Source organism: Desulforhopalus glucosivorans, from assembly GCF_054397165.1.
The window spans coordinates 1,494,211-1,520,522 of sequence record NZ_AP044854.1; the positions used below are offsets into that span (position 1 = coordinate 1,494,211).

Annotated in this window: 24 protein-coding genes; 13 read left to right on the top strand and 11 right to left on the bottom strand. The window is 42.1% G+C overall.

The features are described from left to right. Positions 1-8 precede the first annotated feature (8 nt). On the bottom strand, positions 9-1,325 hold the full coding sequence (gene resB, locus ACX6CI_RS06385) for a cytochrome c biogenesis protein ResB (RefSeq protein WP_458777330.1): 1,317 nt from the start codon (positions 1,323-1,325) through the stop codon (positions 9-11). A gap of 118 nt (positions 1,326-1,443) precedes the next feature. On the opposite strand from resB, the gene ACX6CI_RS06390 reads away from it, so the two are divergent. From ACX6CI_RS06390 to ACX6CI_RS06400, 3 genes are all read left to right on the top strand, one after another. Next, positions 1,444-1,764 (top strand): Rieske (2Fe-2S) protein, encoded by a 321-nt coding sequence (locus ACX6CI_RS06390; protein ID WP_458777331.1) that lies wholly within the window; start codon positions 1,444-1,446, stop codon positions 1,762-1,764. A 157-nt stretch (positions 1,765-1,921) separates the two neighbouring features. Beyond that, entirely contained in the window at positions 1,922-2,116 is a 195-nt protein-coding gene (gene rpmB / locus ACX6CI_RS06395) for a 50S ribosomal protein L28 (protein WP_458777332.1), read from the top strand. Positions 2,117-2,185: 69 nt separating this feature from the next. After that, positions 2,186-2,440 (top strand): hypothetical protein, encoded by a 255-nt coding sequence (locus tag ACX6CI_RS06400; RefSeq protein ID WP_458777333.1) that lies wholly within the window; start codon positions 2,186-2,188, stop codon positions 2,438-2,440. Between the two features lie 111 nt (positions 2,441-2,551). Here ACX6CI_RS06400 and nhaB read toward each other — a convergent pair whose 3' ends face one another. Further along, entirely contained in the window at positions 2,552-4,174 is a 1,623-nt protein-coding gene (nhaB, locus tag ACX6CI_RS06405) for a sodium/proton antiporter NhaB (RefSeq protein WP_458777334.1), read from the bottom strand. A gap of 354 nt (positions 4,175-4,528) precedes the next feature. On the opposite strand from nhaB, the gene ACX6CI_RS06410 reads away from it, so the two are divergent. Beyond that, positions 4,529-5,137, top strand: coding sequence for an FmdE family protein (locus ACX6CI_RS06410; protein ID WP_458777335.1), 609 nt, complete (start codon positions 4,529-4,531; stop codon positions 5,135-5,137). 6 nt (positions 5,138-5,143) lie between these two features. On the opposite strand, the gene ACX6CI_RS06415 is transcribed toward ACX6CI_RS06410, so the two are convergent. From ACX6CI_RS06415 to ACX6CI_RS06430, 4 genes are all read right to left on the bottom strand, one after another. Further along, the gene (locus tag ACX6CI_RS06415; RefSeq protein ID WP_458777336.1) at positions 5,144-6,580 is read right to left on the bottom strand and encodes a diadenylate cyclase; all 1,437 of its coding nucleotides are present in this window, start codon (positions 6,578-6,580) and stop codon (positions 5,144-5,146) included. 223 nt (positions 6,581-6,803) lie between these two features. Continuing rightward, positions 6,804-7,265, bottom strand: a complete 462-nt coding sequence (locus ACX6CI_RS06420) for a YMGG-like glycine zipper-containing protein (RefSeq protein WP_458777337.1) — start codon at positions 7,263-7,265, stop codon at positions 6,804-6,806. 259 nt (positions 7,266-7,524) lie between these two features. Beyond that, positions 7,525-7,923, bottom strand: coding sequence for a hypothetical protein (locus tag ACX6CI_RS06425; protein WP_458777338.1), 399 nt, complete (start codon positions 7,921-7,923; stop codon positions 7,525-7,527). A 37-nt stretch (positions 7,924-7,960) separates the two neighbouring features. Further along, positions 7,961-8,929: a helix-turn-helix transcriptional regulator gene (locus ACX6CI_RS06430; RefSeq protein WP_458777339.1), complete on the bottom strand. Its 969-nt coding sequence runs from the start codon at positions 8,927-8,929 to the stop codon at positions 7,961-7,963. A gap of 211 nt (positions 8,930-9,140) precedes the next feature. Here ACX6CI_RS06430 and ACX6CI_RS06435 point away from each other — a divergent pair, with 211 nt between their 5' ends. Continuing rightward, on the top strand, positions 9,141-9,347 hold the full coding sequence (locus tag ACX6CI_RS06435) for a hypothetical protein (RefSeq protein ID WP_458777340.1): 207 nt from the start codon (positions 9,141-9,143) through the stop codon (positions 9,345-9,347). An 81-nt stretch (positions 9,348-9,428) separates the two neighbouring features. Here ACX6CI_RS06435 and ACX6CI_RS06440 read toward each other — a convergent pair whose 3' ends face one another. Next, positions 9,429-11,564 carry a ribonuclease catalytic domain-containing protein gene (locus tag ACX6CI_RS06440; RefSeq protein WP_458777341.1) on the bottom strand — a complete coding sequence of 712 codons (2,136 nt, stop codon included), beginning with the start codon at positions 11,562-11,564 and terminating at the stop codon, positions 9,429-9,431. Between the two features lie 79 nt (positions 11,565-11,643). On the opposite strand from ACX6CI_RS06440, the gene era reads away from it, so the two are divergent. After that, positions 11,644-12,558 (top strand): GTPase Era, encoded by a 915-nt coding sequence (gene era / locus ACX6CI_RS06445; protein ID WP_458777342.1) that lies wholly within the window; start codon positions 11,644-11,646, stop codon positions 12,556-12,558. A 56-nt stretch (positions 12,559-12,614) separates the two neighbouring features. On the opposite strand, the gene ACX6CI_RS06450 is transcribed toward era, so the two are convergent. Genes ACX6CI_RS06450 through ftsE form a run of 4 tightly spaced genes read right to left on the bottom strand, consistent with a single transcriptional unit; the run spans position 12,615 to position 16,871 of the window. Further along, a complete protein-coding gene (locus tag ACX6CI_RS06450; RefSeq protein ID WP_458777343.1) occupies positions 12,615-13,934 on the bottom strand; it encodes a S41 family peptidase in 1,320 nt (439 codons plus the stop codon). Between the two features lie 52 nt (positions 13,935-13,986). After that, positions 13,987-15,231, bottom strand: a complete 1,245-nt coding sequence (locus ACX6CI_RS06455; protein ID WP_458777344.1) for a murein hydrolase activator EnvC family protein — start codon at positions 15,229-15,231, stop codon at positions 13,987-13,989. Between the two features lie 45 nt (positions 15,232-15,276). Continuing rightward, on the bottom strand, positions 15,277-16,164 hold the full coding sequence (locus ACX6CI_RS06460) for a cell division protein FtsX (protein WP_458777345.1): 888 nt from the start codon (positions 16,162-16,164) through the stop codon (positions 15,277-15,279). Continuing rightward, entirely contained in the window at positions 16,161-16,871 is a 711-nt protein-coding gene (gene ftsE / locus ACX6CI_RS06465; RefSeq protein ID WP_458777346.1) for a cell division ATP-binding protein FtsE, read from the bottom strand. Before ftsE ends, ACX6CI_RS06460 begins: the two co-directional genes overlap by 4 nt. A gap of 374 nt (positions 16,872-17,245) precedes the next feature. On the opposite strand from ftsE, the gene ileS reads away from it, so the two are divergent. The 7 genes from ileS (at position 17,246) to ACX6CI_RS06500 (ending at position 26,285) form a co-directional block, all read left to right on the top strand. Then, positions 17,246-20,056, top strand: coding sequence for an isoleucine--tRNA ligase (gene ileS, locus ACX6CI_RS06470; RefSeq protein WP_458777347.1), 2,811 nt, complete (start codon positions 17,246-17,248; stop codon positions 20,054-20,056). Positions 20,057-20,058: 2 nt separating this feature from the next. Then, positions 20,059-20,538 (top strand): signal peptidase II, encoded by a 480-nt coding sequence (lspA, locus tag ACX6CI_RS06475; RefSeq protein ID WP_458777348.1) that lies wholly within the window; start codon positions 20,059-20,061, stop codon positions 20,536-20,538. 5 nt (positions 20,539-20,543) lie between these two features. Continuing rightward, complete coding sequence (gene fabD, locus ACX6CI_RS06480) at positions 20,544-21,497, top strand: ACP S-malonyltransferase (RefSeq protein ID WP_458777349.1); 954 nt, start codon at positions 20,544-20,546, stop codon at positions 21,495-21,497. A gap of 67 nt (positions 21,498-21,564) precedes the next feature. Next, positions 21,565-22,539: a biotin synthase BioB gene (bioB, locus tag ACX6CI_RS06485; RefSeq protein ID WP_458777350.1), complete on the top strand. Its 975-nt coding sequence runs from the start codon at positions 21,565-21,567 to the stop codon at positions 22,537-22,539. 497 nt (positions 22,540-23,036) lie between these two features. Further along, complete coding sequence (locus ACX6CI_RS06490; RefSeq protein ID WP_458777351.1) at positions 23,037-24,107, top strand: lysylphosphatidylglycerol synthase transmembrane domain-containing protein; 1,071 nt, start codon at positions 23,037-23,039, stop codon at positions 24,105-24,107. Between the two features lie 164 nt (positions 24,108-24,271). Next, positions 24,272-25,249 (top strand): glycosyltransferase family 2 protein, encoded by a 978-nt coding sequence (locus ACX6CI_RS06495; RefSeq protein WP_458777352.1) that lies wholly within the window; start codon positions 24,272-24,274, stop codon positions 25,247-25,249. After that, on the top strand, positions 25,236-26,285 hold the full coding sequence (locus ACX6CI_RS06500) for a glycosyltransferase family 2 protein (protein WP_458777353.1): 1,050 nt from the start codon (positions 25,236-25,238) through the stop codon (positions 26,283-26,285). Before ACX6CI_RS06495 ends, ACX6CI_RS06500 begins: the two co-directional genes overlap by 14 nt. Positions 26,286-26,312: the final 27 nt, after the last annotated feature.

Below are 26,312 nucleotides of genomic sequence, written 5' to 3' on the forward strand. Positions count from 1 at the left end.
CTTAGTATTTACGCCAGCTTGTCAATCTTGTTTTCGAGTTTGCTAAACAACTGCTTAAATGCAAGCTTATTCTTGTTAGCGTTACCCCCAAGAATCAATTTATGATTGGCAGCGGAGGTGTCATGGAATAGCCATAATCTTCTATGGGAGAGAAAGAATGCCATATATAACCCTAGAAGCATCAGGCCACATCCTAAATAGACAATCCATACACCAGGATCTTTCGCCACCTGTAAACCGGTTGCATACATCTGCTTTACAGTGACATCGTAACTGTTGTTCTCCGTGGTGATAACACCTTGCTGGTTGTCATTCAACCATGTCAGTGTGGCGGGACTGTCCCCACTCTTGAGCCATAGTTTTGTTCGGGTGACACGTTGCCCTACAGCTTCAGCATTTACAATGCCATAGCGAAGGTCCATCTCTTCCCAGTTCTGTTGTTTCTGGAATGGTATGATTGCCTGCTTGGTTTCTCCGGATTCTTTGTCTGTTACTGTGAGTATGAAATCCTGGTAACCCTGGTAGCTTGATTGATAGAAAGTAAACCCCTTATAAGTAAGTGGACTATTGACTTCAATATCCGTTGTAAAGATCTTCTTTTCATTCTCACTAACGGTAAGGGTTGACTGGTATTCTTTAGGCATGCCGTTATCGTAAAATTCAATTATGAATTGATCACAACGTACGGTAAAACCAAGATCAATGGATGAAGAATCTTCGGAAGAAAAGAATTTGTTGGTCCCCTGCATTTCGGGAATCATGACGCTGCCTTTAAAACCATAAATAGAACCGACAATTGCTCCAAGAAAAATAACGAGAATGGAGAGGTGTACTATATATACACCAGTGCGGCTATATTTCCCTTTCTGACTAAAATATAGTGTGCCAGCTTCTGTCTCTTTTTTCTCAGGATGCATGGAGACAGATTTAAAAATATCTTCAGGATTAATTTTATTAATGTTTTCAGCGGATATCTGCCACTCTCTGGCACTGCTCATTTTTCCAATGCGCTCGGCTGAAACCTGTAGATTATCGGTTTGAATGATTTTCCAAACCCTGGGGAAACGCTCAATACTACACACTATCAGGTTAATGCTGAGTATCAATAAAAGAGAAAGAAACCACCATGAATAATACATGTCTGGAATATCAAGTACCTGCATAAACTGTGCAGCTGAAGCTCCATACTGTTTCACATAAAAGCCGGCTGCTTCTCCCTGGGGGATAATGGTGCCGATAATCGAGGTGATGGCAAGGCTGCAGAGGGTGAAAATTGCGAGTTTGACAGAGGCGAAAAAATTCCAGATGTTTTTTAGATTAGTCATAGAAAGTAGTGGTAATAATTATTATCATTTAACTACAAATTACATTATAACAAGTAATACAAGGTTGCAATAAAAAGCATTTGATATAAGTCAAAATTCAAAAATATAAAGACTCTTCATGGATTATATAAAGATAGCTAAAATAAACGATTTTGAGGACAAACACATTAAATCTTATACCGTAATGGGAAAAAAGGTTGGTATTGTCCGACAGGAAAATGGTGATTTTTTCGCCATTGAAGTAGGGTGTAAGCACCAGAGTGCCGATTTAACGGAAGGACCGATTGACGGCCTGGTCGTAACCTGCCCCAGGCATCAATGGAAATATGACCTTTTAACAGGGGAGTGTTTAAACCATGATTCAACCCACCTGCGTCGCCATGCTCTTAAGGTTGAAGGACAAAATATTCTGATTTCTCTTTTCCCAGTTGAAGGTTAATGGATTGACGAATATTATGCAGATTGATATTGAAAGCACTTGCCATAGTTCATTAAAGATGGTATGTAGCTTGATTCTAAATTATATTTTGTTAATACATATTTCAACTCGTTTCCCTACTCAGCTGACTTGGGAAATCTGATATAAGGAGAATACCATGGCTAAAGTATGTGAGATTTGTGGCAAGGGACCTATGACTGGTAATAACGTATCCCATGCACACAACAAGACAAGAAGACGTTGGTTGCCAAATCTGAAGACTGTTCGTCAGGCGACTTCAGGTGGCAACACCAAGAGAATGAGAGTATGTACCCGTTGTATCCGTTCTGGAGCTGTTGTAAAGACTGCGTAATTTCCAGAAAAAATGTTTCATTAGGCGAGAGGATCTTATCCTGCTCGCCTTTTTTTTTAAGGAAAAATTATGAGTAATGAAGAACTGGATTTCCTAAGCGTTCAAGAGGCTGCTCAGTTAGTTGGGGCAATACAGGAAGAAGAAGATATAGAGGTTGCCAATAGACGAATTCTTACAGTTTACAGTAAAGATAATAGGGAGCTTTGCTGGTTTGACTTTGAGGAAGTTATGAAAGATGTTGGCGAGGTTGAAGCCGGAGAGAAAAAAGAAGCTGTACAGGGCTATATCCTTCAGCGCATTCCAGTATGGGTAAAAGAGCTCTAAAATTTTCCAGCGGTGTAGAGCTGCATTAAATACCTTACCTCTAAAGTTTAGAAAGCCCGATTGATGTATCAATCGGGCTTTTTGTTGTCTGCCAAAAAGGGTTGATGAAATCTACAGGAAAAAATAGGTAGCCAAAAGCCCCGTGGTTGACATGGTTATAGTGTAGGGAAGGGCGAGTACCACCATACGACCGTAGGAGAGTTTTATAACAGGTGCAAGGGTAGAGGTGAGCAGGAACAGGAAAGCAGCCTGCCCATTGGGTGTTGCAATACTGGGGATATTGGTTCCTGTGTTTATGGCGATAGCGAGTTTCTCAAATTGAGTCATAACAGCAATTACCTGAGAACTCACATCCTGCGGCATTCCAGAAAGGATTTCGGGCCAACTGTGATGGGGGGCTGTGAGTAGGGCCATTAAAGCCTCACCGCTCATTCCAGTACCTTCAATGTTGTTTAACACATTGATGAATTGTAGTTTTGTTTCAGAAATATAGACCGTAGCAACAAATACATTGTCAGAGATCATTGATAATGTACCATTTGCCACATAGTATGCAACCAGTTGTGCCTGCCCCTTCATAGACAAAACAAAGCCGATTACAGGTGTGAAAAGATGTTGGTCGTGTATTACAGCTACAATAGCAAAAAATACCACGAGTAATGCTGTGAACGGTAGGGCTTCCTTGAATGCGCTACCTATTTGATGTTCGTCAATTATACCATTAAAGGCCGTGAGGAGAACAATGACCGAGAGCCCTACGATTCCAACTGCTGCAAGGTGAAATGCGAGAGCTAAGATGAGCCAAAGACCGATAATAGCTTGAATTATGAGGCGTGCTTTACCAGCCAAGCCTCTTTCCTCCTCCATTTGGATGGCTTTTTCCAGTAGATGGGACCTGATGTTGCCGGGCATTTTGATGCCATAGCCAAAGAGTCGATATTTTTCTACGAGATAACAGGTTGAAAGCCCCACTAGAAGTACAGGCATGGATATCGGAATCATTTTAGTGAAAAATTCTGCAAAGTCCCACCCCATTTCACTTGCGATAAGCAGATTCTGGGGTTCGCCGACAAGGGTGCAAACACCGCCAAGTGCTGTTCCAACAGCACCGTGCATCATAAGGTTTCGTAGGAAACCCCTGAACATGCGTAATTCTCGTTTTCTGGTGTCTTTAAGGTTGTGGTCTTCAGTGAGATCATGGGTGTGCATTGCGGCTTTTCCGGATGCATATCTATGATAAATGTCATAGAAGCCATAGGCGACAGCAATAATTACAGCGGTAACGGTTAGAGCATCGAGAAAGGCGGAAAGAAAGGCTCCTGTAAAGCAGAAAAGCAAAGAAATAGTTTTTTTAGATTGAACTCGAACTAAAATACGGGTGAAAGTAAACTGCAGAAAATCCTTCATGAAGTAGATACCTGCTACCATGAAAATAAGGAGCAGTATCACTTCAAAATTATTCAATGCTTCGTGGTAGACAGATTCTGGATGGGTCATGCCGATTGCGACAGCCTCCATTGCCAGCAGTCCGCCTGAAGGTAATGGATAGCATTTAAGTGCCATGGCTAAGGTAAAGATAAATTCGCCGATCAGGACCCAGCCAGCTATAAATGGGCCAGCTGTAAAAAACAGTATTGGGTTAAGGATGAGAAAAGCAATAATTGCTAATTTGTACCACGCTGGAGCATTTCCAAGAAATAGGTCCGATACTGCATGGGCAATCGTTCGCGGCATTACATTATCTCCTTTGTATTTACTGTCCTATTTGTGGTGGATCTTTTAATATATAGAAGTAAATTAAACGAATCGTCGCAACTTTTCTCTATTTTATTGTATATAAATCACTCATGAATTCACTTATTAAATCACTTATATTGCAGTTAAAACTGTAAGGGAGCAATTAAAGGTCTGTTTACGGTTAAATAGTACGGCTTATCTCCTGAAAGAAAGGGCATAGCTATAGCTAAGGTGTAGTAGATTACAGAGTACGTAGTATGAATGGTGATAATAGAGAAATAATACTTTCATTTAACGAGATGACGACGTGAATTGTCTCTATCCCTTTTATTGGGATGTTAGAGGAGAACCATGTACATACCTGAATTTATCCAAAATAAAGCCGATTATAAAAGGTGTATAGAGTTTCACGGACACACCTGCATGGGGGTTACCATTGGTTATCTTGCGGCTCAACTTGCCATGAAACTATTGGTTGAAGTCCATTCCGTCGATGAAGAACTCATTACAGTTGTGGAAACGGATGCATGTTGCTGTGATGCAATTCAGGTTCTTACAGGGTGTACCTTCGGCAAGGGTAATTTCTTTTATCTTGACTACGGTAAAATGGCATTTAGTTTTGCCAGTCGAACAAGTGGAAAAGGGGTGCGATTATCCCTTAAAAATGAGATTTTTGCTATTCCAGATGAAGAACAGCAACTTGCTGGAAAAATAGCAGCAGGCAATCCTGCTGCTTCTGATGTTACGGCCTATGAAAAACTCTACGAGAGTCGGGGAGAGGAATTGTTTTCAAGAGGTCCAGAAGGTTTTTTTGATGTTGAGATCCTTGAAAATTTTATTATGCCTGATAAAGCACCGAGGGCAGACTCAAGAGCCTGTGATATGTGTGGCGAAATGGTGATGGAAACTAAACTTGAAACTATGGGGACCCATCTTGTGTGCAGGGGATGTGTAAAGTAGGGTCGTTTACTCGCCATTTTCAAGCCACTCACTGAGCGGGGTAGCGTAGAGTGCACAGGATGTAACTGACGCATTACTGTATCTATTAACAATTTCCTCGCCCTGAAGAAAAATAGAAACAGGTCTGTCCGATGAAACGACTACTACAATAACATCTCTGTGCTGTGCAGTGAATCTGAGTGCTGAATTGTATCGCGCTCCCCTGGCCCTGTCTTCATTTTTTACCTGCGGTCCATCAAGCAGGCATGCAAAACCGTGAAGATGAAGATCTGCACTGATATGTAGTGCTCCATCGACTTTTGCGAGTCCTGCAGCAAGTTCAAGTTTGTTAGGTTGTCTGAGGTCAATGGGCGGAGTAAGAGATTGGCCGGCAATAGAGGTAGGTTTTTTTGCAAGGTCCACAACAAAGGTGCAGCCAAACATTTTGTCACCTGCTGTATGAACAAGAGATGAAACAATTTTAAAAAGATCGACCCTTGTTGATGGCTCAAGGGGGAAGTCAAGAAGAGCCTCTTCCATCTCAAAGAGCTTTGCCCGATGTGTGTCAGAGCTATAGCGCCCATCTTGAAAACTGCAAATCTTGTTATCGTCCACATTGAGAAAACCAAATTTTCCCTGAAAGTCAGCAGTTATATGAAATGGTTCTATTGGCTTTTTGGCAATTCCTACAATACTGACACCATCAGAAATCAGGGCACGGTTTGAATATTCAACGGTCTGGAGTAGTTTTCGTACATGTTTCAGGTTCGTCAGTAGAGGTTGTTCTGAAGAATCAAATTTTGCGAGAAAATATATTTTATCAAGGGAGCGTGGCTCAACAAAGGTGAGGGAACCATATGGAAGACGGCCCTCTTCGTTTGTCTTGGATATGCCGAGTACCGCATCGAGAAGTGGGTATATTCGTATCTGCACATCTAGGCCTAGTTGCTCTCCTGCACGATCTACAATAGAATCACGAACTGCATGGCCTGCATATTCCCTTAAAAAAGATCCGGATATACCGGTGTATAGGCTACTGTCATTGGCAATGTCGTGGGATAGTCGCAGGACGGCGTGTTCAAGCCAGCACTCGGTGGGAGAAAGGGCGCAAATATTAGGGTGATGTTCAGTGAACCACATCTGATAAAAAACAGGTCCTGAGCTACCACCAAAGGAGATGAGGCCGTCGAGTTGTAAGTTCTTCAGGGACTCAATATGGTTGTACGGTGTCTCTTTGTCAGTACCTAGGGAGTCACGCCACGTTGTGTTATCAATGAATAGGGATTTAAGTATAGGTTCATAGCCACGAATAAGGTTTTGAGGATCACAAATATAAAGTTGATCGTTGGAACTGAGAGCGAATATAAGTGCAGTTCTACTGTGACCTGAAAAAAGTGTCAGGCCGTCGCGCAGTCCACTTAATGTATCGCTTATGCATCTGTTTATGAAGGGATCAGTTAACAAACATTCACCATGGTTAGAAATGTTTTAAAGGTAAGAGTTCGGACCCAACTCACTTGTATTGATACTATATTCTATAGACTATGAAAGAAAATTGCATTGGTTTTCCATGATTAGCTCAATCTTCTCTTAAAAAGAGCAGTGCCCAATACACTGATGAGTGTATTGGGCACATCATGAACATTATTCATCTTATGCGTAATATTACAAAATAATGAGTATGTTTTTACCTTGGGTTATATCCCCTGTGGGGACGATCGCAATCCCGATGATGTTTGTGCTTTTTACTGTAATGAACGTTCTTTCTTTTATGGTGAGATTTTTTATGTCTCTGTCCCTTATAATAGTGTTTGTTCCCGTGCCTGTAGGATTGGCTATACACTACTCTAGGTGGATTATGTCTCGGTACGTGATGATACTGCACGTGGTGGCGTCTTGGACGCTCATGTATCACAACAGGTCTATGGTGTCCACGTCCGCTTTCAGACGCAATGACTGCCCCTAGAATGCCTCCTACAGTTGCACCAATAATAGTTGATTCAACATTTCTACCAATACTCTGGCCCACTATCGCTCCAGCGCCGCCACCTATTATAAGACCGTTAACGCCTCTATTGCCTGCATAGGCCTGATTGTGTAGACAAAAAAACAGGGAAATTGTAATTGCAATGTTTATCCAACGTTTCATAATGTACCTCCTGGTAACAGTTGATAGAAATTGTGCTGTTTCTATTTTTGTAACGTCCAGAACGTGCTTTTTGAAGTGGATGTGTGGGGATATTACCCCAGTTCAGACTAGATGTCGGGTCGGCATTGGCGTAATTACAGGTAGATGAGTACTTGGGTGAAAAGAAACTTTAGAGGGGGGAGATAGGTTCACTTGCTGTAATCGTGGATACCATTACAGCAAGATCCTTAAGAAAGGGTACCGGTATAAAGAAGCGACATTATGGGGTGAAGCTTTGTTCGAGAAATTTTCCGCTGGCAGGATCTTTATATCGAACGACCCCACGAATTGATCCTTTTAGAGGGCTTGCAAGTTGTAAGGTGAATCTTTTTTTGCCAGGCTTAATGTTTTTAAGAAGCCATTTAGCATTCCCGTTACCACTCATTTTATTTGGTTTTGGTTGAGCTGCTGTGACCTTGTTCTTTTGGCTAAAAGATTGCTCAACAATGATACTGCTAGGTGCTGGTTTTCCAACAGAGATCTCAAGTGTAATTGTAGAGCCAGATCCTTTAAGGTACCTGCCGTTTACTGTTGATGCATGGCTTGCTAAAGGTAGCAGACCAATAATGAGGACAGTGAGGAAACATTGAATATTACGGGTTTTTAAAGACTTTTGCATGGCTGTAACTCAGGTTGTAATAGTAAGTGTTGTTTGGTTATTCGGTAATATCATAGTCGAGAGTGTCTGTATTCCAGTTGTAACCATCGCCTAACCAAATTTCTTCAATGAGATCGATTTCATCTTCCAGGCCTATGATTCCGGAAAATTTATCGTATACTGTGAGTATTTCTTCATCACTAATTGTATTGTCTCTGTCTGTGTCCGCCCAGTGATGGTTGCCAGAACGCATTGTGCTATTGCCTGCAATGGGCAGGGCATCTCCACCAGCTGTAGCTATACTACCCTCAAATGTAAGAATCGGCTGTTCTCTACCATTATATTTCATGAGATAGGAAAAACTGGTGGGTATCTTTGCCTTAGTAATCCATTTTAAGAACGAAGTTTGAGAACTTTTTCCACTTTTCCCACTTTTTTCATTATGTCCACTATGTTGTGGTTGTGTCTTGATGATTTCAGCATTTGCAGGGATAGATTCTTTCAGTATAAAGGCAACTTCATCGTCTGATTCTGCTAAGAGTTCAATTTTAACAGGAAAGACCTGACCAACGATATAGTGACTGGGGGCAATTCTTGTGGCCGTTACAGTTACGTTGCTGCTCATTTGGAAAAAAGAGTAGATAAAGGCAATAATTACCCCAAATAGAGTTCCTGAAAGAAGTAATATGGGCCAGCTTTTGAGTAATGTCTTTTTTTCTTTACTTGTATCTGGAGTTTGGGCAGCATGATGCTCTGCAGGTTTAACTGTTTCAGATTTTGCAGGTTCATCTTGTGTATCGAGGATTTCTTCGAGTTCGACTTCTAAGGCCTCGGCTAGTCGAATACCATTTTCCTTTTTAATGGAGGGGTATCGTTTGTTTTCCCAACGGGATATTGTGTCAGTTGTGACATCGACGGCCGTTGCAAGGTACAGTTGTGTGAGGCCCTGTTGTTCACGTAAAACTTTAATTTTGTGGCCATCAATCTTGATCATACTCATGGGGCCTGGAAATGATTTTTCTGTCATTTTTTCTTTACTTGAAGTTGAGTTGGGTACAATAACTGCCTTGTTATAACAACTTCCTCCATACCTATAAAGTAATAATTCATCCTGTGCCCAGAAGCTGTATCTACCCTACATGACCCTATATCCACCAGAAGAACTGGGAAATGCACTGGAAATAGTTACACTGAAATCAGTGAGGACAATATGAATAACCAAAACGAAGGAGAGAAAAATGAAAAAAATTATAACAGCAGCAGTATTGATACAACTGGTAATTGTTGGTGTTCCCGTAGCTTTTAGCGCGAGTGATAAATGTGTCGTGAAAAAGACGCAAGGGAATACCGTAGTGCTTGAATGCAACAAAAAGTCAAAAAATTTTAAAGTAGATGATACGGTGAAGGTGAAGACAATGAGAAAGGCAAGTGTTGAGGGATGTTGATCATATCGCTACATTATCCTGGCATGGTGGTTATAGATTAATGCAAACAATGCAGGGAAAAAAAGCCGAACAAATCTTTAATCACCATTCAAACTTAACCACATTGTCTAGAGGGTCTGATTTTGTGATTCTCACTTTAACGACAGATCCATTAACAAGAGGGCGGCCTCCGGGGGTGGGGAGGTCAATATCCATTAGGATATCAGTTAAAAGCAAATTGACTCTTTTGGGGCCAGCATTGATGATGAGGGCATCAATTGTCTGAGCCTTTCTGTCAGCGAGATACTTAAGTAACCAATACCGTTGTCGCTGCTGCCTGACGTTGTTGGCAGTAGACAGAGTTCTACTTAAAACAGAAGTAAAATCTTTACACATCTCTTCTGTAAAACAGGGTTCCTGTCGCCTTACAATAGAGTTGAGCTGATGTTGCATAACCAGGTCAAGTAAACGCCTGATAGGTGAGGTAACAGTGGAGTAGTGTGACACTCCAAGACCTGAGTGGGGTTTAGCGTTTGTGGAAAGCTCCCCGCGGGGCATATTCTTTCGTTGTAGCGTATTTTGGAAGAGGTCGCTGTCTTCGCCATGTACTATCCTCTTTTTAAGAGGCGGTTGGGATCTGAAAAGACCTGGTACCAGTCTGTCAGCAACATATTTTGCAGCGACCTGATTTGTCAGAATCATCATTTCAGAAACGATGGTCCTGGCTGGAGTATCACTTTTTGCAAGGTTGACATGTACCTTTCCATGGTGGTCAATGAATACATTGACATCAGGGAAGGGTAGAAGCAAGGCTCCCTGCTCAAGCCTGTTTTTTCTCAATTTTTTACGAAGCATGTTGAAGAGTTTAATTTCTTTATCACTCTCTAACATGTTATCGGCTTCTTCGTATGTAAGTCGTCGTTTTACCTTAATAATGGATGGGAATATCCTCACCTTAAGGATTTCAGCCTCTGGAGACAAAAGGACCATAAAGCTAAATGTTGCACGAATCTCATCCTGAATCAGACTGCAAACGCCCTGGGAAAGATGCCTTGGGAGCATTGGGATTTGTGATTCAGGAAAATAGATGGACGTTCCACGCCTCATTGCCTCGGCAAAAAGAGGGTCGCCAGGCTTAACGTAATGTGCGACATCTGAGATATGAATACCGACCAGAAAATTTTTATCCTGGGGCTCAATGGTGAGAGCGTCGTCAAAATCAAGAGTGGTTGGGCCGTCTATTGTGATAGGTTCCAGGTGGGTTAGATCTTTTCTGCCCGGATCTTTAAACAGGTCCTCATTGTTGCATTGGAGAACGTGTTCTGCCTGTTGCCTTGCTGCAAGTGAGAAGTTGACCGGCAGATCGTTTTTTAGAAGGGGAATGTTTTCGTTTTCTGACCAGACACCGGCCTTGACCAGCAGGTGAAATGGACCATGTTGGGTAGTGATACCAGAGGCCTTAAGTACTTTTTGAGCAATAGCCGCATCTTTTGCATCACCTCCAAACAGATAGTACTCTTTGATAATTTCAAGAATCTCAACCTGGAAAGGGTCGAGCTCTGAATGTTTAAACTCAGGTGCCTGTATTTTTGAAACAGCAGCTGAACCTTCTTCAATGAGTCTGTTTCTCTTAGCTTCTTTTTGAAGTTGTACCAGTAACTGTTCAACCTTTTCGGGGCTATTTGCCTGAATCTTACCTTCCTTATATTTAAAATATAATTTGTCCACAAAGACGCAGCGCAGGAATGCTGAGATGGTGTCATCGTTTGCATCTTCGCCGAAAATTAGTTCAGCGAGAAAAGAAGGGCTGAAAACAGACGTACTTTCATCGGCAGTGAGTTCCCATAATTCTTTGAGGTTAACCTGAGACATCAGCGTGCAACGTTTGTCTGTGGTGTCTTTGAGGTGGCTGATGAGGGATTCTCGACTAGCGTCCGATTGGTGGGTCTGGTCCGAACAGTGCACTACCCTGGAAATAGGGAGGTTGAGCTCACGTCCGTTTTGATTGATAAGGCGGAGTCTTTTGGCCTGGCTTTCGGTGACCAGAGCACACACAAATTTTCCGCTATCGAGATATTCGATAAGTTTTCCTGTAGCAATCATTAGGCCGTTAGACTTGGAGGTAGTTTCGTTGGTAATAAATAATTGCTTTATAGCTTGCAACTCAAGGTGGTAAGCAATATCTTCAGTTATTATTATAGTGTTCCGAGCATCGCCTTGTCTATTATAAATAAACAAACGTGACACAGTATAGTGTGGAATGCAATTTTGCCCACATTTATTATCACTCTTTTTAAAAAATTATTACTCTTATATTATGGATCTTTTTGGAAAACCAGTAACATCTGGCCTTGTGGCCATCGTAGGCCCCCCTAATGCGGGTAAATCCACTCTGTTAAATTACCTTCTTGGTCAGAAGATATCGATCGTCACACCTAAACCTCAGACAACGAGAAATCGTATCGTTGGTATCGTCAATGACGATGACTATCAGGTGGTTTTCCTTGACACTCCGGGGTTACATAAGTCACGGGAGCCGTTAAATGTCGAAATGGTGAAGGTTGCCATGGAGAGTCTTGCTGATGTGGATCTTGTTTTATTTCTCGTCGATGTATCTCTGCCTCTGCCTAAAAAAGTACAGGATAAAAAAGATGAGGAAATCCGTGGTTACCTGGAGCAGGTCAAAAGCCCTGCAATCATGGTGCTGAATAAGATTGATCTCATCGATAAGAAAACGGTACTTCCCCTTATTGAAGCATATAACAACCTGTTTCCATTTAAGGCTGTGATTCCTACCTCTGCCCTTGATGGCGACGGGGTGAAGCATTTAATGGATGAAATTCTCTCTATTTTGCCCGAAGGTCCTCGTTATTTTCCAGAAGATATTCCAACGGATGCGTCGGAAAGATTTTTGTGCGGAGAGATAATACGCGAAAAAGTGTTTTTACTCACAGGTCAGGAAATCCCATATTCAACTGCTGTACAGGTTGAGTCGTTTAAGGAGGATACCCAGAAAAAGCTGGTAACCATTCACGCCTCAATTGTAATCGAGAAAAAATCACAAAAAGGTATAGTTATCGGCAAGGGCGGTAAAAAACTAAAAAGTATTGGAATTGCAGCGCGAAAGGATATCGAAACGCTCATTGGTGAAAAGGTCTTGTTGAAGCTTTGGGTGAAGGTGAAGAAAAACTGGTCCCAGGATGAACAATTTTTAAAAGAACTTGGCCTGTAGGTACGATCTTAGATAAGGGAGGGGAGTATGACCTCCCTTATTATAGGAGAACATTTCTAATGAATACTGTTTTCTTTAAAGGCTGAAAACAGTGTAAGACTTTTTAGTATGTTATATGCAGTTCTGAGTTGATTGTCTTGATCAAGTCTCTGCTTTAACGCTGTTTCCTTAGCATTCATTTCATGTAATTCTTCATCGCTCCCAGGCAGGTGATTGGCAAGATCAGCCTCTTTAATGCGTGCTTTTTTCTTTTCCTGAGATACAGGCTCAATACAAGCGATAAAGGGAACTTCGACATCTGGGGTAATGCCAAGGGCCTGGATAGATTTATCGTCCGGAGTATAGTATTTAGCAGTGGTCATGCGCAGTCCAGCACCATCGGGAAGTGGTATAATTGTTTGAACAGAGCCCTTACCAAAGGTTTGATTACCAACAATGATGCCCCGCTTATGGGCTTGAATGGCTCCTGCAACAATCTCTGCTGCACTCGCTGAACCTTCATTTACCAGTACGACCATGGGGTAATCGGTTTCTGTGCTATTGTCATGGGCTGAAAAAATAGTGTTCTGCTCAGTAATTCTGCCTTTTGTGGAGACAATTGTCCCAGCAGAGAGAAATATGTCAGATATGTTTACAGCCTGAAGCAAAAGTCCTCCCGGGTTGTTGCGAAGATCAAGTATAAGGCCTTTTATAGGGCCGATCTTGTGAATGGCAGCAAGGCCACTTTTAAAATCAGCGGCAGTATGTGACTGGAAGTTCGTGATACGGCTATATACAAACCCCTGTGATAGTGCCTCAACTTTTACAGATTGAAGCGGAATCATGTCCCGGGTTAGGGTGATTTCTTTGAGCTCTTCCCAGCCCTTTCTATGGATGGAAATGGTCACGTCCGTACCAGGCTTTCCGCGGAGCTGTTTGATTGCCTCATATGGGCCCATATTCTTGGTCTTTTCTCCGTTTATTTCAAGAATGATATCGTTGGCTTTCAGTCCGGCCTTGTCGGCTGGAGTGTTCTCAATAGGACTTACAACTGTAAGAAGATCGTCTTTAATGGTGATTTCAATCCCAATCCCTGAAAAGGCCCCTTGGGTCTCTTCCTGCAATTCCTGTAAGCCTTCCGGCGGCAGATAGGCGGAGTGCGGATCAAGAGAAAATAACAGCCCCTTAATAGCACCATTTAGTACTTCTTTTGTGTCAATCTCTTCCACATAATTATTTTGCAGGATGCTTAACACATTAGAAAATATTTCTAATTGTTTATAGGTATCAGTTCGATCTTGCTGGGAAATTTCAGCATGTGCTGTGCTTGATATTGCAACACAGAATAATACAATTATGGGAAGTCTAAAAATGCGAAATAATAGTTGAATAGTCATGGTTATCTCTTATCGAGATGAGGTTTTTGGGTGGCGTCATATGCCCCTGCATTTACGAGCTGCTCTCATGAAAGGTGGAGAGTCGGTTAGGATTGAGCCAGAGCAGAGGGTCCAAAGATTCTCGGCCATGGCGTATTTCAAAATAGAGGCCTTCATCAAAGAGTGTTGCTGTATCCCCTACAGTACCAATCTTATCATTTATCTGGACCTTGTCACCTTTCTCTACAACTATTTTTTCAATCCTGGAGGTTACGGTGTAGTACTGTCGACCGTGGTGTATTATAACAGTATTGCCGTAACCCCTCAAATATCCCGAATATATAACATCTCCTCCACCAACCGCAATTATATCTGTGCCATCTGCGGCCTGGAGTTCAATACCAAGAGATTTCCGGTCAATGCCAAGTTTATTAGTTTTTTGCTCCTGAAAAAGGGTGATAATTGTTCCATCAACGGGTGGGGGCAGGCTTCCCTTATTGGTGAAAAATCCCTCTTCGTACACCGCATTCTTGTTTTTAATGGCTACTATTGAATCTGCAAGTTGTTCTGAGGCTTGCTGCATCTCCTCAATTGCCTGCTTGTGAAGTCTTGTTTGGGTGCGGACGTAGGTGAGGAGACTTCTTTTGTCCGCCTTGGTGTCTGCAAGTATTGATTGCTCTTTTTTTGCAACTAGAATGAATTCTTCAAGGACTTGTTTTTCAAGGGTCAGAGCATCTTTTGCCCGTTCAAGTTCTTTAATAGTTTCCCGGTACACCTTAATCACATCCTGATCATATTTAATCAGAGAATCAAAGGAGTCGTGGAAGGTGAGAAGTTCAGGCAGTGTTTTTGTGGAAAAAGTAACATTTAAAAGGCCAATGTCACCCATGGTATAGTATGCAGTAATTCGTTTCTGCAGATGTTTTTCAACAGCGTCTCTCTCATTACGAATCTTGACTAGGGCTTTTTCTTCCCTGTCAATGAGGTCCTGCTGATGATTCATCTTGTCAGTAAGCTTTGAGAGTTTCTCTTTTTGAACGGAAAGCTTATTGTCGAGTATTTCTATTTCTTCGAGAATTCCGATTTCCTGCTGTTCGGTTTCAAAAATTTGATTCTTCTGCTGAACAATCCCATGCTGAAGTCTGCGAATCTTAATTCGAAATTTTGAAACTTCTTTGTCAGCTTTTGGGTTCTGCTCAACTGCATTGCTGTGACCAGGAATAGAGATAAACAGGAGAACTATACATATGGCACAGCAGTGACGTGCAATAGTGCGGTAATCTATGGTTTGACTAAATGTATGTTTTTTTTGAGGCAAGGTTGTCACTGTTTTTACTGTTATTAATTGATGTTAACAGCAATGTTATATTCGTAAAAATTTCTGCATAGTTGAGAAGCTTCCAACGGTGCAGAGGAGTATCGATACCGCAATGATGGTTATAGTTACCCCTGGTGGAAAAAAGGAAAACTCAAAGAGATTAAGAAAACCTGGTCCTGAGAATCTGAGTTTTATCCATTGAAATAAGACGTAGAGTGAACCGATACCAAAGGTAGAGCCGAGGAGCCCCTGGAGTAGGCCTTCCAGTAAAAATGGTGTTCGAATATAATTATTGGTTGCGCCAACTAGTTTTAGAAGTTCAAGTTCTGCCTGTCTGCCCAGGATCGTCAGGCGGATTGTGTAGGCTACCATGAAGATGGTTGTTAATATGAGCAGCGTTCCACTAAGCAGTACGATGATCGAAAGAAGGCGGGTAAAATAGTAAAACCGTTCCACCCAATCCTGTCCATACTGCACTTTGAGTGTGCCTGGAAGGCGAGCAAGATACGAGGAAAAGAGCTTAACTTGATTGAGACTCCTCAGGTTTTTAAGAGGAATAACCTCAATTGAAGGTGGCAGGAAGTCCTTCGGCATGTCATTGAGGACGTCCTGGTTTTCACCAAGTTGATTTGCAAATCGTTTATATGCTTCACTGCGTGAGACAAAACGGATGGACTCAACTTCATCAAAGGTTCGAATCTTTTTCGTTAATTGTTGTCTGAGTTCTGGTCCAGGCTCGTCTTCCAGGTAGACAATGAGACTGAGGTCATCTCCTAATTTATCCCCAAGGTTGAGCATGTTGGAGTAGATGAGGTAGAAGAAAGCAAAAATAAGAACTGATAAGCTTACAGTAAGAAGAGTCATTAGCTGTGAGCCCCATGTCTGACGGAGGTTACGTCCAACCTGTCGTATAACAGTTAGCCAGAAACTCATAATGATAAGCCTCCGGAGAGACTATGGATGACACCTTTTTTGAGCTCCATGACCCTGTGGGTGCTGTGCCTGTAAATGGAATCATCATGGGTTGCAATAATTATGGTGGCACCCGCTTTGTTTGATTTGGCCAGAAGCTTCATGACACGTTCAGTGGTTGTTGCATCAAGGTTTCCGGTGGGCTCATCAACTAAAATCATGGTGGGTGAGTTTGCAATGGCTCGTGCAAGGGTAACACGCTGCTGTTCACCACGGGAGAGTTCCCCGGTTATAGTGTCATGTTTGTCAGACAGGGCAAGTTGGTCGAGAAGGTCGCGGACCCTTCTTTTTATGAGCTGAGGCTTCTTGTAAGAAACCTCCATGGAGATGGCAATGTTTTCAGCGGTCGTGCGATCGGTGAGAAGTTTAAAGTCCTGGTAGGCAACCCCTATTTTCTGTCGTAATTTAGATAGCTTGTGGCCTTTGAGCTGGTTTATGGGTTGGCCACCAATCTCAATTAACCCCTTACTTGGTATTTCCATACTGCAGAGGAGTTTCAGTAGCGTCGTCTTACCGGCACCACTCATGCCGATGATGAAAAACATCTCTCCAACATCTACTGATACTGATATGTTTTGTAAAGCGATGACGTCAGGAGTGTAGGTTTTGGAAACCTTGATCAGCTCTATCATCGTCTCCGTTGAAGAAGGCGAATTATGTGTGTCCATTTTTTAGCAATACCGACAAAGTGTCATCTGTGTTGTGATATATCCTCAGAGAATTTGACCTGAAGCGTTTTCATAAGCATATTCATTTATGGGAAAATTATCGAAATAATAAAGTATTTCAGAAAGAAACGCAAACAATGAGAGGTGGGTGGTGAATAAAACCTATGACGAAGCTTGAACTCTCCCTCGTTTTCTAATGTGTATTACATTTTTGGAATTGTCTATTTGTACAATAAAATATTCTTGCAACTTGGCTCTTAGCTGTTATTGTTACAGGTTTGACTGTTTCAGGCACTTGCAAAATTAACCAAAGTAAATCGGGTGGTTTGCCCCTTTACGGGTAAAGCACAGAGTAATATTTGAAGGAGAAGATCATGGATTATAGGGACACCCTTAATCTGCCCAAAACCGGATTTAAGATGAAGGCCAATCTCGCGCAAAAAGAACCAATGGTCTTAAAGCGTTGGCAGAAAGAGGGCCTTTATCAGATGATTCAGGAGCAGAACAAAGAAAAGCCCCTGTTTATTCTCCACGATGGCCCTCCATATGCTAATGGTAATATTCATCTTGGAACTGCCTTTAATAAGATCCTAAAAGATATCATTCTTCGTTCAAAACGGATGGCTGGTTTTAACGCACCCTATGTTCCGGGTTGGGACTGCCATGGTTTGCCAATTGAACATAACGTAGATAAAGAGCTTGGTGAAAAGAAGAATACCATCCCAAAACTCTCTAAAAGAGCTGCCTGTAGGAAATATGCTAATAAATGGATCAAGACCCAGAAAGAGCAGTTCAAGCGTCTTGGTGTTTTAGGTGATTGGGATGATCCGTATCTCACTATCAACTATAGTTACGAGGCAGCCATTGCAAGAGAGTTCAATAAATTTCTACTCTCCGGTGCAGTTGTACGGAACCGAAAACCAGTATACTGGTGTTCCACCTGTACTACAGCCCTTGCTGAAGCCGAAGTCGAATATCATGACCATACTTCACCGTCCATTTATGTGAAGTTTCGGGCAGGCGAAGACTTTTCTGACATTGATCCAGCTCTCGGGGGTGATAATGTCTATTTCGTAATCTGGACCACGACCCCATGGACGTTGCCGGCAAATCTTGGCGTTGCCATGCACCCTGATTTTACCTATGCAGCTGTAAAGGTTGGAAGTGAGACATGGATTCTTGCAGAAGATCTGGTTGAACAGGTGATGACTGAGACAGAACAGCAGGATTATGAAGTGGTTGCAACCTTTGGAGCCTCTGGCTTTGAGAAAAGGATTTGTAAACATCCTTTTATGGAACGAGATTCGCTACTTATGCTCGCAACATATGTAACTGCTGATGCAGGAACGGGTTGTGTTCATACAGCTCCAGGTCATGGTGCCGATGATTATCAAACGGGGCTTCGTTATGGCCTCGAGATCCTCTCACCTGTTGATTCCGACGGGGTGTACACCCATGACGCGGGGAAGTATATGGGGCAGAAGGTTCCAGATGTAAATAAGGTAATCAACGAAGACCTCGCAGCAGATGGTTCTCTTGTTCACCAGCAATACATTAATCACAGTTATCCCCATTGCTGGCGTTGTAAAAAGCCTGTTATGTACCGTGCCACCCCCCAATGGTTTGTTTCCATGGATAATAATGATCTCAGAGACAACGCCCTCAAGGCTATTGAAGGTGTCACCTGGACGCCGAGCTGGGGTATGCAGAGAATCCACTCCATGGTTGAAGGCAGGCCTGATTGGTGCCTGTCACGGCAGCGTAGCTGGGGAGTACCTCTTACTGTGATTAGCTGTAAGGCCTGTGGTGAGATTGTTAAAGATGGGAATGTTGCAGAAAAAATCAACGAACTGTTTTTAAAGGAAGGTGCTGACGCCTGGTTTAGTCATGATGTCGCAGACTTCCTACCTGCTGGTACAACCTGTGGCTGTGGTTCAATTGATTTTGAAAAAGAAGAGGATATCCTGGATGTCTGGTTTGATTCAGGTGTGAGTCATGCTGCAGTTTGCGAAGAACGTGATGAACTTCGTTCTCCTGCCGACCTCTATCTTGAGGGTAGTGATCAACATAGGGGCTGGTTTCAGAGTTCTCTTCTTGCCTCTGTGGGTACGAGAGGGGTAGCCCCTTTTAAGGGTGTGCTTACCCACGGTTATGTCGTTGATGGTAAGGGCAAGAAAATGTCCAAGTCTGTAGGTAATGTTGTTGTACCTTCTGAGGTCATAGATAAATATGGTGCCGAGATATTGCGACTTTGGGTAGCCAGTGAAGATTATCGTGATGACATCAAGGTCTCCGATGAGATTTTAAAACAGGTTTCCGATTCCTATAGGAAAATACGTAATACAATCAGATATTTTCTCGGGAACCTAGATGACTTTGACCATTCAGAAAATAGCGTAGCCTATGATCAGCTTCCTGAAATTGATCAATGGGCCCTAGCCAAGTTTGAAGAACTGAGAAGCAAAGTAACTGGAGCTTATGAAAAATATGAATTCCATTCAATTTATCATAACCTGAACTACTTTTGCGGCACCACGATGAGTTCGTTTTACCTCGATATTCTAAAAGACAGACTCTACACCTCAGGTACCGATTCTCTGTTACGGCGGTCTGCTCAGACTGTGCTCTTTGAAATACTTGAAGGGTTGTTGCAGTTAATGCATCCTGTATTAAGCTTTACTGCAGCAGAAGCATGGGATTCACTCCATGGCAGGGCGGATAAAGATGCCTTAACTGGTGGTATCTTCTTTTCTGAATTTCCTGCTCCAAAGGAAGTGAACTGTGATCAGGCTATTATGGATAAGTGGGGTGAACTGCTTAAGGTGAGGTCAGAGATAACTAAAGCCCTTGAAATTGCCAGAAGGGAAAAGGTTATAGGTCATAGCCTGGAGGCAAAGGTTATGCTTGCTGTAACTGGCGACCTGGCTACATTTGTCAAAAGTGAATGGCAAACCATCAAAGAAATATCCATCATTTCAGAGATGGTTGAGCTTGATGTTGACAGTGCTGAAGAGGGTATTCGCTATCAGAGTGAAGAGATTGAGGGTTTTGTCGTTCAGGTTCTGCCCGCTTCAGGTGAGAAGTGTGAACGATGCTGGATACGTTCAACAACAGTTGGCGAGCATAGTAAACATCCGGAAATCTGTGATCGTTGTGCAGAAGTTGTAACATCCATGGGCATGTAATTGTGGGCTATATTTTTGTTGTAGTAGCTGTTATTGGAGCTGATCAATTGTCTAAGCTGTGGATTATTGATCTGTTCCAGCTCTATGAAAGCCGTGAGATTATACCGGGACTCTTTAACCTGGTGTATGTTGTTAATACTGGAGCCGCTTTTAGTATCTTGGCTGATGTAGATTCTCCCTGGAGGCACTATTTCTTTCTTGCCGTTGGCTCAATTGCCATAGTAGGACTGACTTTTTTGTACAGGAAGTTACAACTGGAAAATAAGTATTACTTTATACCTATTGGACTCATTGTTGGTGGTGCAATAGGGAATCTCATAGATAGAGTACGGCTCGGTTCTGTTGTTGACTTCCTTGATTTTTATGTTGGTAGTTACCATTGGCCGGCATTTAATGTTGCTGATTCAGCAATCTGTGTAGGGGCGGTCCTTTTTATAGGGATGAATTTTTCAGGCTCAAATAAAACAGAAAAAATAAAATAGAAGATATGAAAATTGCAGTGTTATTTCCCGGTCAGGGATCACAGTATATAGGTATGGCCCAGGAATTTGTTCAAACCCAAAAAGAATGTGCTGGCTTGATGGAAATGGCTGAGAGCACCTGTGATCTTAATTTACAGGAGTTGTGTGGTGCAGGCCCTATGGAGGAGTTAACCAGAGGGACGAATCTTCAACCAGCAATAACTATTGCCAATCTTATCTGCTGGCAGGCCTTTATGGATGCAACCAAAGGAGAGTTTGAGATCAGCTCTTTTGCCGGTCACTCCCTGGGTGAATATTCTGCTCTTTACGCCGCAGGTGTTATCAAGGCTGAGGACACTATGAAGCTTGTGAGTAAAAGAGGTGCACTCATGGAGCGGGAAGGTGTTAAAAATCCTGGTGGAATGCGTGCGGTGCTCGGGCTTGATATTGAGAGCATAGAAAACATAGTAGCAAGCTATGATGGTGATGGCACTGTTACTGCGGCAAACCACAACACTCCTCAACAAGTCGTTATTTCAGGATCTATGGATGGACTTGATTGGGTTGCAACACGTGTTGAAAAAGAGGGTGGTAAGGTTATTCCCCTTAATGTAAGTGTTGCAAATCATAGTCCTCTCGTTGCCGATGCTGTTCCTGAATTTGCCGAATTTATGGAAGAAACAGAATTTAACGTTCCTGAAATTCCTGTTTATTTTAATGTGAGCGCCGAGAAAGAAACAGACCCAGAGAAAATGAAGGGGATGATGGCAAATCAGATAGCGTCCAAGGTACGGTGGTATGAAATCATTTCCTCCATGCTTGATGAGGGAGTAGACACCTTTATTGAAGTAGGGCCAAAGACAGTTTTAAAAGGAATGATGAGGAAGATCACGCCTAAGGGAACAAAGGTGACATCTCTTCAATTTGATACTCCTGAGACCCTGGAAAAGTGTTTGCAGAAATTGAGACAGCAGCAGTAGCTTGTTTGTCCTTACCTGTAGCTTGATGATATCTGTTGTTGCCCATTGTGTGTCCTGAGGTGGGGCGATGATTGAAAAATATACTGAAAAAATAGTGGCGGGTGAACAGCTTGATTTTGAAGAGGCTCTACACCTTGCCCAATCTGTTGATTCTGAACTTCTCTACCAGGAAGCAGATAAACTTCGTCGTATACTACATAAAAACAGTATTGATCTTTGCTCGATTGTTAATGCAAAGTCCGGTAATTGTAGTGAAAATTGTAAGTTCTGTGCACAATCAGTCCATAGTAATGTGGAAGTTGCCAGTTATGATTTGGTGAATCCTGTTGAAGTCTTACGGCTTGCCAGGGAAAATGAAGATAGTGGCGTGCAGCGATTTTCTCTTGTGACGTCAGGCAGACAAGTGAGTGAAAAAAGTCTTGTAGAATTTAAACAAATTTATAGAGACTTACAGCGCGATTCTCAATTGTCCCTTTGCGCCTCAATGGGCTTTCTTACCATTGAAAAAGCATTAAAGCTCAAAGAAATGGGAGTAGGTCGCTATCATTGTAACCTTGAAACTTCGCGCAGTTTTTTTCCTCATGTCTGCACCAGTCATACCTGGGACGAGAAAGTAGCCACCATTAGAATTGCTCAGGATGCAGGCCTTGAGGTCTGTTCTGGAGGCATTATAGGCCTGGGGGAAAGCTTTGAGCAACGTCTGGAACTAGCCTTTGAACTCCGGGAACTTGGTATCCTTTCAGTTCCTCTCAATATCTTAAATCCAATAGCAAATACCCCGTTTGAACATCTTCCTCCGCTTAGTGTCAGTGAGGTGTTAACCTGCGTTGCTCTGTTCAGATTTATTATGCCAAAAGCTGTGATTCGTTTAGGCGGAGGACGCAATCTTTTAGGTGATGAACAACATAAATGTTTTACATCAGGTGCGAATGGTTCAATCGTGGGGAATTATTTGACAACCCTTGGTAATAGTCTTGAGGAAGATCTTAAGATGTTCAGGGAACTGGGGTTTGATGTCGGTGATTGCTCTGTGCCTAAATAGTTGCACCGGTTGCACTACATATTCTAGAATATTTGAAGAATTGATGCACTGTTGTTGTAGTGGAATGCTCTAGTAACCGACCAATTCCTCTCCTTCTATATGTATGTTTATCCCTTCTTCTTTTCTCCTGCTCCTCTAGAAGACGTTTTGTTCTGCCATTAATTCTTCACATAAACTGACGTCAGCCAATGGTTGTATACTCAATAACGGATGGATGAGAACTTTCAGGGTTTTCAATCTCAATCACTTTCAATTGAAAATTGAAAGTGATTGAAATTGTTTATCTGCTATTGGTGATATGGAGAAGATATGGTATGTAAGAATGCGCCAAAATATCAATACTTCCACAAGAGGTAGAATCTGGCGTTGATGCATCGCGTGGCTAAATCGGTTTGAAAGCTGATGGAATCAGAGAGTTGTGCGAATGATTTTTAAATACCAACAGTGTGCAGGGAAGAATCCTGCTTATCTACAACAGGATTTGTCCACAAGGGACTATGTCTAAATATATCAAAATAATTTTTAAAATAGCCTTTAGCGTGGCGTTCTTCTCTATACTTTTGTCCTTTGTTAAAGGTAATGAGTTACTTGCTGTGATTAAGCATGTGGACCCTCTGTTTTTTGTGATAACGTTTCTTGTCACGTTTGTAATGCTTATTGCAAGTTGTGCTAAGTGGAAGGTAGTGCTCGACTTAAAAAAGAAGAAAGTCCCCTTCTTTGAACTGCTCAAGATTTATATGGTTGGGTATTTCTTTTCAAATATTCTGCCCTCCACAGTTGGTGGGGATGTGGTCAGGTCCTACTATGCCGGACGAATTATAGAAAATCAGGCATATTCTGCTGTCAGTGTTTTTGTTGAACGATTTTCAGGTATTATGTTTCTATTTTTACTTGTTATCATTGCTCCACTTGTTCAGCCTCAATTATACAAGAGCGCTTATATCTTTATTCCCTCATGTGTCGGGCTCTTTTTCCTCGTTGCTATTCTTTGGGTCTGGATTGTCAAAAATCCATTTGCACTGCCAAACCTTATTACCGATAAATTGTTTGGTTGGGCACGTACTATCGCCGAAAAAACTGGAATCCAGTTTGTAATTACGGTTGTAAACAAGGTTGAAAAGCTGTACCAGACTATTCTTGAAAAGCTTAAAAAATTCAGAGCAGAATTGCAGGTAGCAATGCAGGCAGTGAAGCATGACAAACGATTTCTATTTCGAATAATCTATCTCACTGTACTTTTTTATGTTCTTACCTGGATAAACGTCTATACCGCCTACCGTGCTTTTGGTGTTGAGGTCGATTTTATACAGATTTGTGCTATTGTTCCTGCTATTATGCTTGTAGCCCATGTTCCAGTCACCTTACTTGGTAATTTAGGCTATTTTGAGTCGGTATTTGTTTTTTACTTTCTCTTAATTGGGGTCGGAGGGGCAGAATCCCTTGCCATGGGACTGCTGTTGCGCCTTAAAACTCTCACCATGGGAGTGATTGGCTTTGGTGTTTATCTTTTATATAAACAACGAAATGTACTGGATTTAGAGCAGGTAGAAACGACGCAGGTTCCATAGTTGAGAATTGTATCATAAATGCTGGTATACAACGTTTATTGTCTGATTTTTTCAGGCGAAAAACGATTTAAGAGGGCCTGAACTGAACCATCTAAATGGCCTGGATTTTAATTATAAGTGTGTACCATTGGTGCGCGTAAATATATTAAACACGGAGAATTATCTTGTTACTTTCAGTTGTTATCCCCCTACTCAATGAAGAAGAAAACATCCCTTACCTGTACGATGAGCTTAATGAGGTTTTGGGATCCATGGAAGAAGGGTATGAACTCCTCTTTATTGATGATGGAAGTACTGATAGAAGTCTTGAACTACTCAAAGGTCTTCAAGAAAAAGACGAGCATGTTGTCGTTGTCAATTTCAGGAAAAATTTTGGACAGACTGCAGCAATGGCCGCAGGTTTTGATTACGCCTCAGGTGATGTCATCATCACTATGGATGCTGATCTACAAAACGATCCCCATGATATACCACTTCTTCTTGAGAAAATTAATGAAGGAAACGACGTGGTTACGGGGTGGAGATATGATAGAAAGGATGCGTTTATCAATAGACGTCTTCCCTCAATTATCGCTAACAAGATTATTTCTAAAACCACAGGCGTAAACCTTCATGATTACGGATGTACGCTCAAGGCCTTTCGTAAGGAAGTGATCAAGAACGTTAAATTGTATGGTGAGATGCATCGGTTCATCCCCGCCATAGCAAGTGGTATGGGAATCGACTTCACCGAAGTTAAGGTAAACCATAGGCCGAGACGATTTGGTACTTCTAAGTATGGAATATCAAGAACCATCCGTGTTGTACTCGATTTGCTCACCGTTAAGTTCCTGCTGAGTTATGCAACCCGACCTATTCAGGTTTTTGGCCTAATGGGTGTTATTTCTGGTGGAATTGGCTTTCTTATTGCCCTGATTATGACCTTCCAGAGACAGTTTATGGGTGTTCCACTTTCCGACAGACCTCTCTTGTTTCTTGCTGTGCTGCTGATCTTCATAGGTATCCAGTTTATCTCTTTAGGACTGATTGCAGAACTGCAGGCAAGGACGTACCATGAATCCCAGTCTAAGCCGGTCTATTACGTGAAAAATGTTTTCAGGTCGAAAAACGACGATAACAACCAAGTAGATGCAGACAGCTGAGCCGAAAATAGAAGTTATAATTCCAAACTGGAATGGTTCACTGATGTTGCAGCACTGTCTGCGGTCTCTTGCGTCACAATCATTTAAAAACTTTACTGTAACAGTTGTAGATAACGGCTCTACTGATGACACAGAAGAGGTGTTGGTAAGAGACTATCCAGACGTACAGTTAATAAAATTTGACCATAACACTGGCTTTAGTGTTGCGGTTAATGCTGGAATTAAACAATCAACGGCTCCGCTTATCCTTTTATTGAATAATGATATGGAGGTAGCTCCTGATTGTTTACAGCTATTGTATGATGCTGCTGAGAACAACTATGACTTTGAGTTTTTTGCACTCAAAATGGTGAGCTTTCATGATCGTGATGTTCTTGATGGGGCAGGGGATGTTGTCTTAAGAGGTGGTGTGGGCTATAGGCTCGGAACCCTTGAAATGGATGGAGATGTGTACTCCTCTGATCGGGAGGTTTTTGGAGCTTGCGCGGGTGCTGCACTCTATAGGAGGCGGTTCTTCTCAGCAGTTGGTCTTTTCGATGAAGATTTCTTTGCCTACCTTGAAGATGTCGACCTTAATATTCGCGGCCGTCGACTTGGTTTGAGGTGTTTGTACCTGCATGAGGCGGTGGTTTATCATATAGGCAGTGCAACTTCGGGCTCAAAGATTAACCCTCTTACCATACGACTATCCACCCGTAATAACCTTAATCTACTGATAAAAAATTATCCTCTTTCCTATTTTGTACGGTTTGCTCCTGCCCTTTTGGTCTATCAGTGTATGTGGTTTTTGTTTTGCTGTAAAAAACTCATGTTAGTGGCCTGGTTTAAGGGTGTTTTAGAAGCTGTTTCAATGTTCTCTAGGACAAAGGCTAAGCGAACAAAATTGCTTACTAGTACAAGTAGGGATTGGCACACTGTTTTAGCGAATCAGATCAAAGACGCTGAACGGATGGCAGTTGATTCGATAATGCGCAGAAGGAGTGAGCAGGGAAAAGGGAATGTAATGTTACAGGTCTATTGTAAACTCTTCTTATAAGCTAAGCGATAGCTCCCTCAAAAAAAT